Source organism: Alistipes sp. cv1, from assembly GCF_900240235.1.
Taxonomy (GTDB): Bacteria; Bacteroidota; Bacteroidia; order Bacteroidales; family Rikenellaceae; genus Alistipes_A; species Alistipes_A hominis.
On record NZ_OEPW01000006.1, the window covers coordinates 135934 to 153080 of the forward strand.

At 56.2% G+C, this 17147-nt stretch carries 15 protein-coding genes; 2 read left to right on the forward strand and 13 right to left on the reverse strand.

Translation table 11 applies throughout. From position 1 onward, the window contains the following. The first annotated feature begins 83 nt into the window (after nucleotides 1-83). Nucleotides 84-662 carry a DUF4294 domain-containing protein gene (locus tag C1A08_RS10450; protein ID WP_055206089.1) on the forward strand — a complete coding sequence of 193 codons (579 nt, stop codon included), beginning with the start codon at nucleotides 84-86 and terminating at the stop codon, nucleotides 660-662. 29 nt (nucleotides 663-691) lie between these two features. On the opposite strand, the gene C1A08_RS10455 is transcribed toward C1A08_RS10450, so the two are convergent. The 9 genes from C1A08_RS10455 to uvrA form a co-directional block, all read right to left on the reverse strand. Further along, on the reverse strand, nucleotides 692-1159 hold the full coding sequence (locus C1A08_RS10455; protein ID WP_101573322.1) for a nucleoside deaminase: 468 nt from the start codon (nucleotides 1157-1159) through the stop codon (nucleotides 692-694). 51 nt (nucleotides 1160-1210) lie between these two features. Continuing rightward, nucleotides 1211-2446 carry an exo-beta-N-acetylmuramidase NamZ family protein gene (locus C1A08_RS10460; RefSeq protein ID WP_055206093.1) on the reverse strand — a complete coding sequence of 412 codons (1236 nt, stop codon included), beginning with the start codon at nucleotides 2444-2446 and terminating at the stop codon, nucleotides 1211-1213. Then, on the reverse strand, nucleotides 2443-4317 hold the full coding sequence (locus C1A08_RS10465; protein WP_101573324.1) for an MFS transporter: 1875 nt from the start codon (nucleotides 4315-4317) through the stop codon (nucleotides 2443-2445). Before C1A08_RS10465 ends, C1A08_RS10460 begins: the two co-directional genes overlap by 4 nt. Nucleotides 4318-4358: 41 nt before the next feature. Further along, nucleotides 4359-5660 (reverse strand): SpoIID/LytB domain-containing protein, encoded by a 1302-nt coding sequence (locus C1A08_RS10470; protein ID WP_101573326.1) that lies wholly within the window; start codon nucleotides 5658-5660, stop codon nucleotides 4359-4361. After that, complete coding sequence (locus C1A08_RS10475) at nucleotides 5657-6598, reverse strand: DUF4922 domain-containing protein (RefSeq protein ID WP_101573328.1); 942 nt, start codon at nucleotides 6596-6598, stop codon at nucleotides 5657-5659. Before C1A08_RS10475 ends, C1A08_RS10470 begins: the two co-directional genes overlap by 4 nt. 24 nt (nucleotides 6599-6622) lie before the next feature. After that, a complete protein-coding gene (locus C1A08_RS10480; RefSeq protein WP_101573437.1) occupies nucleotides 6623-8092 on the reverse strand; it encodes a glycosyltransferase family 2 protein in 1470 nt (489 codons plus the stop codon). 94 nt (nucleotides 8093-8186) lie between these two features. After that, nucleotides 8187-8816 (reverse strand): O-methyltransferase, encoded by a 630-nt coding sequence (locus tag C1A08_RS10485; RefSeq protein ID WP_055206102.1) that lies wholly within the window; start codon nucleotides 8814-8816, stop codon nucleotides 8187-8189. Nucleotides 8817-8818: 2 nt separating this feature from the next. Further along, on the reverse strand, nucleotides 8819-10039 hold the full coding sequence (locus C1A08_RS10490) for a M16 family metallopeptidase (RefSeq protein ID WP_101573439.1): 1221 nt from the start codon (nucleotides 10037-10039) through the stop codon (nucleotides 8819-8821). A gap of 2 nt (nucleotides 10040-10041) precedes the next feature. Further along, nucleotides 10042-12882: an excinuclease ABC subunit UvrA gene (uvrA, locus tag C1A08_RS10495; protein ID WP_101573330.1), complete on the reverse strand. Its 2841-nt coding sequence runs from the start codon at nucleotides 12880-12882 to the stop codon at nucleotides 10042-10044. 157 nt (nucleotides 12883-13039) lie between these two features. Here uvrA and C1A08_RS10500 point away from each other — a divergent pair, with 157 nt between their 5' ends. Next, complete coding sequence (locus C1A08_RS10500; protein WP_180951571.1) at nucleotides 13040-13681, forward strand: DUF4932 domain-containing protein; 642 nt, start codon at nucleotides 13040-13042, stop codon at nucleotides 13679-13681. Between the two features lie 45 nt (nucleotides 13682-13726). Here the strand turns inward: C1A08_RS10500 and pyrI are convergent, their stop codons facing one another. From pyrI to lepB, 4 genes are read right to left on the reverse strand one after another with little or no spacing between them, the layout of a single operon-like run. After that, a complete protein-coding gene (pyrI, locus tag C1A08_RS10505) occupies nucleotides 13727-14197 on the reverse strand; it encodes an aspartate carbamoyltransferase regulatory subunit (RefSeq protein WP_101573334.1) in 471 nt (156 codons plus the stop codon). A gap of 28 nt (nucleotides 14198-14225) precedes the next feature. Next, nucleotides 14226-15137, reverse strand: a complete 912-nt coding sequence (gene pyrB, locus C1A08_RS10510; RefSeq protein ID WP_055206109.1) for an aspartate carbamoyltransferase — start codon at nucleotides 15135-15137, stop codon at nucleotides 14226-14228. A gap of 12 nt (nucleotides 15138-15149) precedes the next feature. Then, entirely contained in the window at nucleotides 15150-15758 is a 609-nt protein-coding gene (locus tag C1A08_RS10515) for an IMPACT family protein (RefSeq protein ID WP_055206112.1), read from the reverse strand. 7 nt (nucleotides 15759-15765) lie between these two features. Beyond that, nucleotides 15766-17136: a signal peptidase I gene (gene lepB / locus C1A08_RS10520; RefSeq protein ID WP_101573441.1), complete on the reverse strand. Its 1371-nt coding sequence runs from the start codon at nucleotides 17134-17136 to the stop codon at nucleotides 15766-15768. Between the last annotated feature and the right edge of the window lie 11 nt (nucleotides 17137-17147).

Genomic DNA, 17147 nt, shown 5'->3' on the forward strand with positions numbered 1-17147 from the left:
CACGTTTTATACCCGAGCGGGCAGCGCCCGAATTTTATTTTAATTACCTTTGCAAAGGTAAAAATTATTTAGAAATCGAAAACATGAACCGCTGTCTGTTCCCGGTGCTTGCGGCCATTCTGCTGTTGACGAACCTGAAAGCCCCGGCGCAGGTAATGACCGAGTACGGCCCGGTGCAGACGAAAGTCGTGGACGGGGATACGATCACGACGGTTTACCTGAAACCGGCGTTCGTCTTCAAACGCGCGGCCGACGAGAGACGGTGGTCGCGACTGATCTACAATCTGAAGGTCGTCTACCCGATTGCGCTCGAAGCCAATGCGACGTTGCACGCCATGGAACAGCGCATGGACAGCATGAAAACGAAGCGCGAAAAACAGGAATTCGTCAAAGCGATGGAACGCGCGCTGAAAAGGAAATACACTCCCGTTCTGAAAAACATGACCCTATCGCAAGGAAAGCTGCTGATCAAACTGATCGACCGGGAGACCGACCAGACCTCCTACGACCTGGTCAAACAACTGCGCGGCGGATTCCGCGCATTTTTCTGGCAAAGCATCGCGCGCCTGTTCGGCGCGAACCTGAAAGACACCTATGACGCCGAAGGCGACGACCAGATCATCGAAGAGCTGATCATGCTGTACGAAGCGGGATTGCTTTAAACCGATCCATAAACTCCCCCCGAAAACATTCAATATTCGACCTTATCGGGCTTTTCCCGCCACAGGCGGAATGCCTCGAGCGCTTCACGGCGCAACAGACTCTCGCCCGGAATGCTGCGCCGCGACGGGGCGAGGACGACTTCGTCGTAGATAAACGCATCCCCGAAACCGATCTCTGCGGCATCCTCCCGGTTGTTGCCGTAATAAATCCGGGATATCCCGGCCCAGTAAGCAGCGCTCAGACACATCGGGCACGGTTCGCAGGAGGTATAGAGTTCACAACCTTCGAGCCGGAACACCTTCATCGCGGAACAGGCCGCGCGGATAGCCGTCATTTCGGCATGCGCCGTCGGATCGTTCAGCAGAGTCACTGAATTGGAACCCCGAGCAACGATCTTTCCGTCTTTCACGATCACTGCGCCGAAAGGCCCGCCGCCTTGCCGAACGCTTTCGCAGGACAGGCTGATAGCCTCCCGCATAAAATCTTCTTTCGTCATCTTCCTGTTTCTTTAATTACACGACACGTCTCGCCGGATATTGTCGTTCTTTCACTCCCCGTACAAATAGTATTTCCGCGACAACGTCCTGAACGGAGCGACATCCTTGTACCAATAGGCCCGGATATCTTCGAAACGGTTGCGCGCCGCAAAAGTCTTGCGCACGTAATCGCTGCCGGTCACCTGGTCCATCATCCGAAAACGCGCCGTATCGGCATTGGCCAGCACTGCGCGATCGGGATAGAGCCGGGCGATCTCCTGCATCACGTAAAACTGAATATCGGTCAGCGGCGCATCGGGGTACTTCGTAAGATGTACCTGCACGCCATGCAACTGCTTTCCCTGTCCGACCGAGTAAAACGGTTTGACATGGATCGGTCTGAAAATCACCCCTGGTAACTTCAGTGCGTTCAGGCTGTCGGCAAACTGCTCGGCATCGATCCATTCGGCGGCGAACATCTGGAACGGAATCGTGTACCCGACCCCGATCGACAGGTAGCCGAAATCGCCCACAATTCCGGAAGCCGGATAAAAAAAGGCCGTTTCCGCCTGCGGAATATGCGGCGACGACGGAATCCACTGCAACCCGGTGTCCTCGTACACCATATCCCGCTTCCAGCCCTCCATCGCGACAACGTGCAGGTTGCACGGCTTACCGATCATCCCTTCGCCGTTGAGCAGCATCGCCAATTCGCCGCAGGTCAACCCATAGACATACGGGATGCGGTACTGGCTGACGAAGCTGAAAAAACCGTCTTGCACCAGCGGCCCTTCAACCTTCCGTCCTCCGAGCGGATTGGGCCGGTCGAGCACGACGAATTCGATACCGTTCTCGGCGGCGGCGGCCATCGCTTCGCCCATCGTGCTGATGTAGGTGAACGACCGGCAGCCGATGTCCTGGATGTCGTACACCAGCACGTCGATCCCCCGCAGCATCTCCGGCGTCGGTTTCCGCGTCTTGCCGTACAGCGAATAGACAGGCAGTCCGGTCACAGGATCGGTCTGGTTGCCAACGTGATCGCCGGCATGCGCATCGCCGCGCACGCCGTGCTCCGGCCCGAACAGGGCCACCAACTCGACATTCGGCGCTTCGTTCAAAATATCGACCGTCGACCGCAGTCCGTCGTCGACTCCGGTAGGATTCGTAATCAACCCGACGCGCTTGCCCTCGAGCAGTTCGAACCGCTGCGCTTTCAACACCTCTATTCCCGTCTTGACGACGATCGGGCGAGCGACGCCCGTTCCGGCCAGCAACAGCGCCAGGCCGATCAACAAACTCTTTTTCATCCGTTATCGTTTTCTTTTCTCCTTCCGTAATCCGGATCGATCTTCAGCAGCGACACCGCAACGACCGGCACGACGCTGCACAGCATGACCCATACGAAAAAGTGATTGTAGCCGAGCTGTTCTTGCAGCCAGCCGGCGAACATACCGGGAATCATCATCCCCAGCGCCATAAAACCGGTGCAGATCGCATAATGCGCCGTTTTCTGCGGTCCGTCGGCATAGTACATCAGGTAGAGCATATAAGCCGTAAAGCCGAACCCGTAGCCGAACTGTTCGATAAAAACGCAGGCGTTGATCGCCAGCAGGTTCGACGTTTGCGAGAAGCTCAAGTAGACGAACGTGACGCAGGTCAGCAACATACTGAACGTCATCGGCCATATCCATTTTTTCAGGCCGCCGCGGGCCGCCGCCACACCGCCGATAATCCCGCCGAGCGTCAGTCCGATAATCCCGATCGTACCGTATACCAGTCCGACCTCGCCGGTGGTAAGCCCCAGCCCGCCGGCCTCCTTCGGGTCGAGTAGGAACGGGTTGATCAGTTTCAGCAGCTGGGCTTCCGAAAAACGGAACGTCAGCATAAAAAAGATCGCGGCCGCAGCCTGCGGCTTTTTAAAGAACGATACGAAAGTGGCCGAAAACTGCCGCAGGATATCGCGCGGCGTCGATCGGGCGGAAGCCCGGTCGGAACCGGGTCTCGGCAAAGCGAAGCGATGCCACAGGCCGAACAGCACGAACAGGCCCGCCAATACGAAAAAAGTGACCGACCAGGCGAACGGGATATTGCCCGAAAGCCCTTTATATTCGGCCGAACTGGATTGTTCCAGTTTCGGATCGGCTTGGAAAACGATGTAGGCCGGTCGGTTCCAGTTGGTTTCGTCGAACGTCAGCCGGTCGCCGTGGACGAGCGAAACGCTCCTGTCCCCCCGGTTCATCGACGTGTTCAGCACAACCTCCCGTCCCGGCTCCGGACAGCCGGAAAGCGAAACCGCCGCAACCGCGATGTCACCGGAGAAGCCGCTAACGACCGCCGCCTCGCGCCGTTCGCCGAAACGACGCCGGATCCAGCCGCCCAGCGGTTCCGAAACGTGAACGGTCCACCATCCGGCCTCCGCGACGTTTCGCACCGCCGTACCCGGCTGCTCTCCGGAAGTCAGGAATCCGTTGGCGCGATTTTGCGCTTCGACCAGTTGCAACCAACGCTTAAGGCTATCCTGCGGGATTCCGGCCGTACTTATCGTCACCGGCCCGGGCGCCGTCAAAAAATGCAGCTCTCCGGAGTGTCCGGACGGCACGGCAGCCGTCTCGGGCAAACGAAACTCCGTCCGCGACTGTCCGGGTTGGACTTTCACATCGATTCTCAGCGGCTCCGTCCCGGTCGCGCTTTCGATCAGTCCGGCCAGAATAATCAGCAGCCCCTGCCCCATGATGGTCGCTACCCGGTAAAACGTACTGCGCACCCCGACATACAACGCCTGCCGGTTCGTATCCAGCGCCAGCATGTAGAAACCGTCGGCGGCAATGTCATGCGTCGCCGAGCTGAACGCCATCAGCCAGAAAAAAGCCAGCGTGGCCTGGAAAAAGAACGGAGCGGGAATCGTGAACGCAATCCCGGCAAACCCCGCCCCCAGCAGCAATTGCATCGTAACGATCCACCAGCGCTTGGTTTTCAGCAAATCGACGAACGGACTCCAGAACGGTTTTATGACCCAAGGCAGGTAAAGCCAACTGGTGTACAGCGCGATATCGGTATTGGATACCCCCATCCGCTTGTACAGGATTACCGAAATGGTCATCACCGCCACGTACGGCAACCCCTCGGCGAGGTACAGCGTGGGAATCCATGCCCACGGCGATCTTTTCAGGTTCTTCATCTCTTTTCGATCAACGGACGGCGCCCCGAGGCCGCTCCGAATCAATAATATTTTTCAACGGCGGCGCCCCGGTAATAGTGCAGCAGAATCCGGTCGTAAGCGAATCCCCGGTGTCCCATCACCGCCGCGCCGATCTGACACAGCCCTACGCCGTGCCCCCAACCGGCTCCGCGCAATATAAAACCCTCCGCCGTTTTCTCCACGACGAAAGCCGAACTGTACAGGTGCGACTCCGAAAGGACGCGCCGTATTTCGAGCTCTTTACCGATAGTCACGGCTCCCTGCGTACCGACGATCCGAAGCTTCACCAACCGGCCCGAAGCGCCGCGCTGCACGGGAATCAGTTCCCGAATCGCCCCCAGGTCGATCCCCAACCGGCGGCGCACCAGATCGGACAGTTTCCACGGCGTATATTCTACCCGCCATCGGTAGAAATCCGAAGTTTCGCAGTCGTACCCGTTCAATACCTGTCCGAGAATCCCCGGATCGGACGTATTGCAAAAAGCCTCGGCAGACGCCCCGACCCACCGCGCAGCTTCGTCCTCCCGCGTCAGGTCGGGCGCCGGAGGATCGCCGTCGCAATCCCGCACTCTCGACAGGTAAGGATAATCGCGCTCCTCCCAACAATTGCGGAACTCTTCGGTAACCCCGCCGCAACACTTCGAAAAACGGGCGTCGCAAATTTCCCCTCCGTAGGTCAGCACTTCGCCGCAGGTATCGGCGACCGCCCGACGTACCGCGGCCGCATGTTCGTAAGTACGGGTAATCCCCTGATAACGCTGACAGTGATCGTCGGCGCAAACATCGAAAAGCGAATGATCCTCCCGGTCGTACCAGCGGATTCGTTCTTCATCGTCGGAACGGACAATGCACTTGGACTCCGCCACAGCAGGCTCCGCCTGCCGCCGAACGATCTGCGCCAGCAACCAACTGCGCGAAATCACCGCATGGGCTTTCAGAAGTTCGGGCGATGCGGAAGCGTTCATCTCCGACGCAATCACGCTTACGAGATACTCTTCTACGCCGATACGGTTGACGGCCGTAACCCGTCCGTCGTCCGCGATCAGTTCCAATGCGCCGCGGAATACCTGGTCTTCGGTCCGCTGCCAGTGAAAACCAATCCCGATCACCACCTCTTTCAGCGTAAAAGAAGCATCTGCCCCGCACGGTTCGAACCGCAAACGCCCGTAAGACGCTCCGTCCCATCGCACCCGGTCGCCGTCGGCCGAAACCCGGTTTTCTCCCGCAACCGTCTTTCCCGCCGCCGTATAGTCGCCATGCAGCACGAAATCGATCCGTTGCGCCGTCAGTACCCCGACGCTTACCTGCGGTTGCCGATTCATCCGATATTCAATTTACCGACAATCCGCTGCAACGCACTGTCGTCGATACATACTTCATTAAAAATCGCACGGATATTCTCCGCCGTAATCTTCACGAAATCATCCTTGTGCGGAACGATCATCACGCCGGCCAGATCGACCGAAGCCGGACTGATCAACAGATCGGTCGCTCCTTCGCCGTAAAAGCAGGCTGGCCGGTGCTTCGTACGCGGAAAAACGCAACTCGTCCATCCGTCGCTGTCGTACCACGTCAGCACGTTCATCATCGGTTCCGCATCCGCCGGCAATACCTCCAATGCCTCGTACAATTTCCCGAAGCAGGCGGCCGCAGCCGACGCATCGGCGGAACGGATCACGAATCCGCCGCGCAGGTAATCGCGGATCGCATACGCCGCCGCCCCGGACGCTTCGAGAACCTTTTCGGTCGCAAAACGTCCGATTTCGGCCTCCAACGGCATCGCGCCTTTGCCTACCGCCTGAAAATGAGCATGGTCTGGAGCCGAGGCTCCGCACCGCGGGCCGTTGTAAAAGACGACCTCCCGGTCGAAGCAGCGCGCCAAAGCCAGCATATCCCCATAACGATCCGCGATCGACTGCGGCACGTGTTCCGCCGCAGGAATCGTAAAATGTCGGGCGAAAATCGGATACGGATTTACCAATACCCGATAACCGTCCCCCCAGGGTAATCCCCGCTGTTCGGGCGGTTGATTTTCCGAACATAAAAAACATTTTCGGGCAACGACGGACGCCGCATCGACCTTTGCGGCCGACGAAACGATCCGCGCCGGATTGAACTGCACCCGAATCGAAAAACCGTCCAGATCGAACGTCTTGGTTTCAATCCGCCGCAGCGCTTCGAAATTCCGCCGGGCAAACTCCCATTCCGCGAGTTGACTTTCGAAAAACGCGTTCAATTCATCGGCTCCAGGACAATTCATTTTTATACAATCGGTTACAATCCGTTATTTCACTTGCTTATTCATATTCAAGGCGATGCGGGCCCGCAGTTCCCACGTCCGCAGGCGGTCCTTGTAAACATTGTTCCGGTTCGTCCGGACGATGTCGAGCGAAGCGTCGGAATTGTCGTCCCAGCGACGGCACAGATAAAGCACGTCGTATATCCGGCCGATCCGGTATTCGCGCGAAAAGCGCAGCCCGAGCGCGTAATCCTCCCCATAACTGGTATTCGGCACTTTCAGTTCGCGCAGCAGCGGCGTATAAAACGCGCGCGGAGCTCCCAGACCATTGATCCGTAACGCATTGTTCCGCCCGTTCTCAAGCGTCCATTCCCGGTGGTCGATCACCCCCGGCGGGATCGGTTTCATCTCGAAATCGGTCAGCATATAAGTTCCCACGACCATCGCGCACCGCTGGCTGTAAAAGGCGTCGACGATTTTCTGCAACGTATGTTCGTCGGCATATACGTCGTCGCTGTCGAGCTGCACGGCAAACCGGCCGCATCCGGGATGATTCACCCCGACATTCCAACAACCGCCGATCCCGAGGTCGTCCCGTTGCGGAACGATATGGATCAGCCGCCCGTCCGCTGCAAAGCGGTCGATCGCTTCGGTCGTGCCGTCGGTCGAATGATTGTCGATCACGATCAGATTGAATTTAAATCCGGCCTGCTGCTTCAGCACCGAAGCGATCGCATCTGCGATCGTCCGTACCCGGTTGCGTACCGGAATGATTACCGAAGCCTCGCATTCGAAACCGTCTGCGGCGAACTCCAGTTCCCGGAACGTCGGCTCCAGATAAGCCCCCACCCGTTTCAGATGGTCGGTACACGCCTGTTCCATTTCCATCTGCGCGTCCCGGTTTTTCGGATCGACATAGCTAAATAAAGAATTCACATCACCCGACTCATCATCCTTTAAATCAAAATATAGATATTCGTTAATATGCACCAACAAGTCCCGACAGGAAACCCTCAGGCGCAGGTCGTAAAGCCCGGCGAAACGGTAATCGCGTTCCATCTGTCCTACGGCTCGTTTCAGCGCGTCCGTCCGGTACAGCAAAACCGGCCCGAAATCGAAATCGTCGCGCAGGCTGCCCGCCTGGCAATCGATCACCGGGTGTTCGCTGCGGCGACCGTTCCGCACTTCGTAATAATCGGCGTAAACCAGCCCGGCATTCGTATCCCGCGCAACTTGCAGCATCCGGTCGAGAGCGGACATTCCCATCCGCAATACGGCATTGCCGGTATAGATCAACGTATAATCCCCAGAGGACGCTTCGGCGATCTTCCGGAGCGTCGCCGAAGCGCACAACGGCCCGCCGATCCGGTTTTCGCACTCATCGGCCGGATCGTTCTCCGACCCGTCCACCCAGAAAATTTTGTCTACCGCCTCTTCCCGGCGCAACCCGTCCGTTACGCTTTTCGCCTGCTCCGTACCCATACCGGGCAGAAAACAATCCACACGTATTTTCATCGCAATCTGCTTCTTGAACTTAGCAGAACAAAGATAGGACAAAATCCGCACGATCCCAACCGGCAGACTCTTTTTTACGGCCCCGTTCGTTTCGCTATTTTACCCGGATCAGATTCAACCCGTCGCGGATCGGCAGGATCACGTTTTCCACGCGGTCGTCCTGCAATACCCGGTCGTTGAACTCTCGGATCGCCCATGTATGCCGGTCGCCGACAGGTACGGTTTCGGCCACTTTCCCGTACCAGAGGATGTTGTCGGCCAGAAGATAGCTGCCGCTGCGCACCAGATGCGACAGAGCCATATCGTAATACTGCGGGTATTCGCGTTTATCGCCGTCGATAAAAATCAGATCGAATACGCCGAGCGACGGAGCGATATCGAGCGCGGAACCGATGTGCAGCGTAATGCGGCCGGAAAGCCCGCTGCGGATGAAATATTTCGATGCGATCGGTTCCAGTTCGTCGTTCGCTTCGATCGTATGCAGCTCGCCGCCTTCGCCGAGCCCGCGCGCCATGCAGATCGCCGAATAGCCGGTAAAGGTACCGATCTCCAGGATCCGCTGCGGACGGATCATCCGCACGACCATCTCCAGCAACCGCCCCTGCAAATGACCCGAAATCATCCGGGGTTGCACCACGCGCAGGTGGGTCTCCCGGTCGAGTTCGGCCAGTAGCGGATCTTCGGGGGTAACGTGCCGCTCGATATATCGTTCCAGATCGTCCATATCTACCGGTACATGAGCATCGAAAGGTTCTGCGTCCCGTAAATCTCGTTGGCCACCGCGACGATTTCGTCCCGCGTGACGGTGCCGATCTTCTCGCGGATCGTCTCCATCGCATCGATATTATTGTAAACCAGAAAACTGCGCGCGGCACTCAACATATAGCTCTCGTTGTTCTCCATCGCGATCGTAATCTGGCCGAGGTACTGTTTTTTGGCGATATGCAACAGGCGGTCGCTCAACTTTCCGCTGCGGATTTTCGTCAGTTCGAGGTCGATCAGTTCGAGGCATTCGTCGGCCCGTTCCTTGTCGGTTCCGAAATAGATCGTCGCAAGACCCGTATCGCTGAACGGGGTGAACCCCGCTTCGATATTATAAGCCAAGCCGTTGCGCTCCCTTACGGCCAGGTTCAGCAGCGAATTGGCCGACGGGCCGCCGAGTAGGTTCGTCAGTAGCGACAGCACCACGCGCCGTTCGTCGTTCAGGTTGTAGGCCCGGCCGCCGAGAATGCAATGAGCCTGATAGCATTTCCGGTGGAGCTCTTTCGAAAAGGATGCGACCGGAACGACCGCATCGCGCGTAAAACCGCGCAGCGACTCCCCCATCCCGCCGAAATAACGGTCGCACGTATCCTTGAAACGCTTTGCCGAGACATTGCCGATCACCGAAAAAACCATCTGATCGGTATTGTAAGTACGCGCCACGAAACGCAGCAAATCGTCCCGCGTATACTTCATCAACGCGCTTTTACATCCCAGGATATTGTGGCCGAGCGACGAACCGACGAAGATCATATCCTCGAAATCGTCGAAAATCCGGTCGGAAGGCGAATCCTTGTACGAGTTGATTTCATCGACGATCACCTCCTTCTCCTTCTCCAACTCGCGCTGCGGGAAAGTCGAATGAAAAACGATATCGGCGATCAGCTCCGCCGCCTTGGCAAAATCGCCGCGCAGCGTGGTAGCGTGCACCACCGTCTCCTCCTTCGTCGTATAGGCGTTCAATTCGCCGCCGAGATTCTCGAGCCGACAATTGATATGGAACGCCTTGCGGTGGGTCGTTCCTTTGAAAAACGCATGTTCGAGCAGGTGGGCGAGCCCCTGTTCGGACATTTCTTCGTCCCGGCTGCCGGTATTGACCGTCAGCGCACAGTTGACGACCGCCGAACGCACCTGTTTATGAATGCAGCGAATCCCGTTAGGCAGGGTATAGCAGGTAAATTCCATCGTCATTTTTTTGTCTTCGCAGCCCCCCGCCGCGAATTTTCGGCCAAAGATAGGAATTTTCCGGTATAACTTTCGCGGCACGTCATCAGATCGGCGGGCGTTCCTTCGAAAACCACCCTGCCGCCGCGCTCGCCGGCCTCGGGCCCGAGGTCGATCACCCAGTCGGCCGATCGAATCACGTCCATGTTATGCTCGACGATCACCACCGTATGCCCCCGGGCCAGCAGAGCGTCGAAAGCCCCCAGCAGCTTGCGGATATCGTGGAAATGCAGCCCGGTGGTCGGCTCGTCGAAAATGAACAGGATCGGGCCTCCGGCATTTTCCTTGATCAGGAACGACGCCAGTTTGACGCGCTGGCTCTCCCCGCCGGACAGCGTCGACGACGACTGCCCGAGTTTGACATAGCCCAGTCCCACATCCTGCAACGTCTTCAGTTTCTCGATAATCTTTTTATTGATCGCATCCTTGTCCTGATAGGCTGCGAACAGGTCTACGGCAGCATCGACCGTCAGTTCGAGAATATCGTAAATCGAATGACCGTGATACTTCACCTCCAGCACCTCGTCCTTGAACCGTTTGCCGCCGCAGCTTTCGCACACCAGTTCGACGTCGGCCATAAACTGCATACCGACCTTGATGACGCCTTCGCCTTGACACTCCTCGCACCGGCCTCCCGCCATGTTGAACGAAAAGTGCGACGGAGTCAGTCCGTTATGCTTCGCATAAGGCTGATCGGCAAACAGTTTACGAATATCATCGTAAGCTTTTAAATAGGTGACCGGATTCGATCTAAGCGATTTCCCGATCGGGTTCTGGTCGATGATCTCGACCCCTTTCAATCGCTTCAGATCGCCGCCGAGCCGCTCGAAATCGCCCGGCTTCATCCCCGTTTCATAAAGTTCCCGGCGGATCGCCGGATAAAGGATTTCGCGGACGAGCGACGATTTACCGCTGCCACTGACCCCGGTTACGCAGGTCATCACGCCGAGCGGGAATTTCACGTCGATCCCTTTCAGGTTGTTTTCCCGGGCTCCGATCACCTCGACGTAGCTGTTCCAGCGACGCTTGTTCGCAGGCGGTTCGATCCGTTCGACGCCGGTCAGGTATTTCGCCGTCAGACTGTCCTTTGCTGAAGCCAGTCGGTCGATACCGCCCTGAAACATCACCTCGCCGCCCTGGTAACCGGCCAGCGGTCCGATATCGATGATCGTATCGGCCGCCCGGATAATCTCTTCCTCGTGCTCGACGACGATCACCGTATTACCCAAGTCGCGCAGTTTTTTCAGCACGGCGATCAGCCGGTTCGTATCGCGCGGATGCAGACCGATACTCGGTTCGTCGAGGATATACAACGATCCTACCAGACTGCTGCCAAGCGAAGTTGCCAGATTGATCCGCTGGCTCTCGCCGCCGGACAGCGTCGACGACAGCCGGTCGAGGGTCAAGTAGCCGAGACCGACCTCATTGAGGTATTCGAGCCGGTTGCGGATTTCGGTCAGCACCCGCGCAGCGGTTTTCCCGTCGCGGTCGTCGAGCCGCAAGCCGTCGAAAAAACGTTGCAGTTCGTCGACCGGCATCGTCACCAGCTCGCCGATATGCTTTCCGCCAACCTGCACGTAGAATGCCTCCTTACGCAACCGCCCGCCGCCGCAGTCGGGACAAACGGTCTTGCCGGTATAGCGCGAAAGCATCACCCGGTACTGGATCTTGTAACGTTCTCCCTCCAAGAATTTGAAAAATTCGTCAAGTCCGTGGAAAAACTCATTGCCTTTCCATAGCAGCCTCTTCTCTTCGCGCGTAAGTTCGTGGAACGGACGGTGGATCGGAAAGTCGAATTTCGGGGCATTGATTACCAACTGGTCGCGCCACCACTTCATCGTCTCGCCGCGCCAACATGCGATCGCATCCTGATAAATGCTTTTGTTCTTGTCCGGCACGACCAGATCCTCGTCGATCCCGATTACCTTGCCGTATCCCTCGCAGCGCGGACAGGCGCCGATCGGATTATTAAAACTGAACATATGTTCCGACGGATGCTCGAAAACGATGCCGTCCAACTCGAAACGGGACGAAAACGACTCGATACGGTCGCCGTCCGCTTGCTGAACGATCACGTCGCACACGCCGTCGCCCTGCAAAAATGCGGTAGCCACCGAATCGCCCAAGCGACTGAGCGTCTCCTCGTCATCGGTAGCTTTCGCCCGGTCGACCACGATCCGCAAGTCGGCGCGTCCGGCGTAATCGTCCGCCTGCGCGATAATATCCTCGATAAAAAGCGACTGTCCGTCGATATAAAGCCGTTGCAAGCCCTCCTTGACCAACAGCGTCAGTTTCTCGATCAATCCCTGTCCTTCGGCCGTTTTCAGCGGAGCAGCGACCAGCACGCGGGTTCCGGACGGCAGCGCGGCGATGTAGTTGACTACGTCGGCCACCGTATGCGAACGTACCTCGCGTCCCGACACCGGCGAATAAGTACGCCCGATACGGCCGAACAGCAGTTTCAGGTAGTCGTAAATTTCGGTCGACGTACCGACCGTCGATCGCGGATTGCGCGTATTGACCTTTTGCTCGATGGCGATGGCCGGCGCGATCCCCGTAATGAAATCGACGTCCGGCTTGTTAATCTTACCCAGAAACTGCCGCGCATAGGCCGACAGGCTCTCGACGTAGCGCCGCTGCCCCTCGGCGAAAATGGTGTCGAACGCGAGCGTGGATTTGCCCGATCCCGACAATCCCGTAATGACAACCAACTGATTGTGCGGAATTTTAACCTCGATATTCTTCAGATTGTGCACCCGCGCGCCTTTGACATGAATATATTTTTCCTCTTTCGGATTCTGCATTCTAAAAAAATTAATCGCTAAAGATAACGATTTTTCAGCAAAAATTGATACACGACACCGGACTCTATCATCGCCGTATTCGGAAAAACAATGACAGAAGAGTATTTGAAAACAATATTTTGTAACTTTACATGACCAACTAATCATTTCTGAATCCGTGAAGATCCCCCTGCTGCTCTTCCTGTCCATATTACTTTCCGGACTCCGGGCCGTCTATGCCGACACGCCCTTGACAGCCAAAGTAGACAAACGCGTCGAATCGCTGGTCAGAGTCTCCGTCATCCGCTACCTGCTCAATCACGGGGATACGACGGCCGCGACACGACAGGTCAAGCAGGATATCGCGCAGGGGTTTCCATGGATGTCCAAATTGTCGCGTCTGCTGACAACCTACGAAAAACAACGGAACGCCTATCCGACCATGGAAAGCTTCATGCCGCGCATCGTGGAATTTTTCAACAACACGGCCGATCAGATCGACCGGTGGCCCCGTTTCGTCTCGATCGAAGAGTTCGAAAACGGCGACAATCAGGTCGATCCCGATCTGAAAACGCTGACCATTCGTTTCGACCGGCCGATGTCCGGAGGATATGGTTTCGGATACGGGCCTTTGGGACAGGAACATTTCCCGCTGAAAAAGGTCAACGGGTATCCGAACGACCGAACGATTACTATCGACATCGCGCTAAAACCAAATTTCGAATATCAAATAAACTTACTGAGCATCGGATTTTTTTCTACCGAAGGATGGCCGATCAAAAACACGCTGATCCGTTTCAAAACCGGATCGAAAAAATAAAAAACGCGGAGCACTTCCCGCGTTCGCATAAAAAATCAATCCGTTCTATTTTCCGATCTCGGTTTGTTCCTGATGGGTGATCTTTTCGCAGTATCGGCAGCGGAGCGCGATTTCGTCCCCGTTGCGGATCACCAGGAACGAGGTTTCGACCGGTTCGTTGTTGGTAATGCACTTCGGATTGGCGCATTTCACGAATCCCCGAATCGTCTCAGGAATCGTAACGGCATGCTTTTCGACCACCTTGAAGTCCCGGATGATATTGACGACCGCCATCGGCGCGACGATCGCGATCCGGTTGATCTCCTCCTGTTTGCAGAAACGGTCGTTGATTTTGATGATCGCCTTGGTTCCCATGCGTTTGCTTTCGAGGTTCGTTCCGAACGTAATCCGGTGATTCTCGTTTTCGAGTCCCAGTATTCTGATAATTTTAAAAAGATTGCTGGCCGGAATATGGTCGATGACCGTTCCGTTTTCGATAGCTGTAACTTCCAGCCTTCCTTCTCCCGTATTTTTCATGATTGCGATAAACTATAAAATAAACGGTTTATTCGACGGCGCCCAACAGGTAACTGATGATAGCCATGCGGGTATAGACGCCGTTCTCGGTCTGTTTGAAATAGTAGGCTTTCGGATTGCCGTCCACGTCGGTGTCGATCTCCCCGACGCGCGGCAGCGGATGCAGGATGCGCATGTTGGGTTTGGTATTTTCCAGCATACTGTTTTTGAGGATATAAACGTTCTTCACGCGTTCGTACTCCATCGGATCGGAGAAACGTTCGCGCTGCACGCGGGTCATGTAGACGATATCGGCGTCGCCGAGCGCCTTTTCGATGCTGCGGGTTTCGGTGTAAGGAATCCCTTTTCCGCGTAAGAACAGCTTGTATTCGTCGGGCATTTTCAGCTCGTCCGGAGCGACGAACGTGAACGTCGGGTTGAAGAACGACAGCGCTTCGAGCAGCGAATGCACCGTCCGGCCGTATTTCAGATCGCCGATCATCACGATATTGATATTTTCGAGCGTACCCTGCGTTTTCTTGATCGAATAAAGGTCGAGCAGCGTCTGACTCGGATGCTGGTTGGCCCCGTCTCCGGCATTGACCACCGGCACGCGCGAAATCTCGCTGGCATAACGGGCCGCACCTTCGATCGAATGACGCATCACGATCATATCGCAGTAGTTCGAGATCGTCATGATCGTATCGTGGAAAGTTTCGCCTTTCGAAACGCTGGTATTCGAAGTCCCCGAAAAACCGATCACCCGGCCCCCGAGACGATTGATCGCGCTTTCGAAACTCAGCCGCGTCCGTGTCGATGGTTCGAAAAACAGCGACGCGAATACCTTCCCGGCCAGCACCTGTCGGTGCGGATCGGCCTCGAAACGGGCGGCCAGATCCATAATCTTCAGAATTTCATCGCACGAAAAATCGGTGATCGAAACAAGACTTTTCTTTCCCATAGAACTCTATTTTTACTTTAAATCAATGCTCATACTCTCCACGTTCCGCAATCGTTCGAGCAACTGTTGCGACCGGCTTCGACGGATCGAAAGCGTCATCGTGCACGCGTTGTCGAACTGCTGGCCGAGCACCTCCGGCTGCATCTCTTTGACGATCCGCATCACGTCGTTCATCGCCAGGTAGCCGAACCCGATCCGCAACACGGTATTCACCGTACGCTGCACCACTTCGGCCGCATCCAGAACCGCCGCCGCCGACTCCTTATAAGCGGCGATCAATCCGGGCACGCCCAATTTGGTTCCGCCGAAATAGCGTACCACGACCACCAGCGCATCGGTCACCTGCCGCGACAACAACTGCCCCAGAATCGGCCGTCCAGCCGTCGAAGAGGGTTCCCCGTCGTCGTTCATCCGCACGTTTTCGCCTTCCGGCCCCAGGCGCCATGCATAGCAATGATGCGTCGCATCGTAATAGCGCTTACGCAACCCGTCCAGCGCATCGCGGATCTGCCGCTCGTCGGTCACCGGCCAGGCATAGGCCAGAAACTTGCTTCCCTTGTCCTTATAGATGGCTTCGGCCGGGGCCGCGATCGTATAATAGCTGTCGTCGGCGGGTTCCATCGTCGGTCTATTTCACTTTTGAAAAAATCCGGTTCCAGCGGATATTGGCCGGAAAACTTTTATCCTTATCGAGCGACATCCACACGAACGACGGTTTTCCGACGATATGATCCTCCGGAACGAACCCCCAATAACGGGAATCCAGCGAATTGTGCCGATTGTCCCCCATCATGAAGTAGTAGTCCATCGCGAACGTGTATTTGTCGGCCGGCGTACCGTTGATATAAATTCGCCCGTCTTTGATTTCCAGCTTATTCCCTTCGTAAGTTTCGATGATCCGCCGGTACAGCGGCAGGTTCTCGACGGTCAGATCGACCGTCGAGCCTTTGCTCGGAATCCACAGCGGCCCGAAATTATCGACGTTCCACGGATAGTTTTCGCTCTGTGGGAAAATATCGGGATCGGCCCCCTCGCCCTCCCTTTTGATTATCGCCGTCACGTTCCCCATCGAACGCATCCGCCGCGCATTTTCAGCGGTCAGCGGCAATTCCACATACGCGTAGTTAGCCGCATCGTAGTGAATATCGTCCTTGGCAACGCCCATGTCTTCGAACACGTCGGGATTGACCGGCGTACCGTTCGTTACAACCGTATAATTGTACTGTTTACCCGGAATATCCGCCTGCGGCTGTCCGTTGATCCACATTTCGGAGTGTTCGATAAAAATCGTATCGCCGGGCAGTCCGACCGCCCGTTTGACATAGTTTTCGCGCTTGTCGACCGGACGGACGACGATCCCCTCGTCCATCAGCATCTGGCGGCCGCGCCGGTCGCCGTAACGACGTTGGTACTGCCGCAAAGCGTTATAATAGCTGTCCGACGGATAAGCCAGACTTACCGTATCTCCTTCCGGAAAGTTGAATACGACCGGATCGTTGCGTTTTACGTTTCCGAATCCTTTCAGTCGGTGGTACGGCCACTTGATCCATTCGACGAACGACTTTTTGGTCTGAGAAAACGGCATCGTATTGTGCACCAGCGGCATCGAAATCGGCGTATTCGGGATGCGCGGACCGTAGGCCGTCTTGCTGACGCAGAGATAGTCGCCGACCAGCATACTCTTTTCCATCGACGGCGTCGGAATCACGTACATCTCGAAGACGAAGATCCGGATCAGCGTAGCCACGACCGTCGCGAACAGAATCGCTTCGACCCACTCGGAAGTCTTGCGGTAGGTCTTGTTGGTTCGCTTGCGTTCCTTGTACTTCCGCCAGAACAAGCGGTACATCGTCTTCGATATATAAATATCGTAAATCACGACCAGTCCCAGCAACAACCACAGGTTGCCCGTCCAGACCACGAACCACAGCAGGTAAATGACCGATACCACGCCGAATTTTACCCAGCGGTTACCCCAAATCGTTTTCAGTTTGTTCAGAAATTTATTCA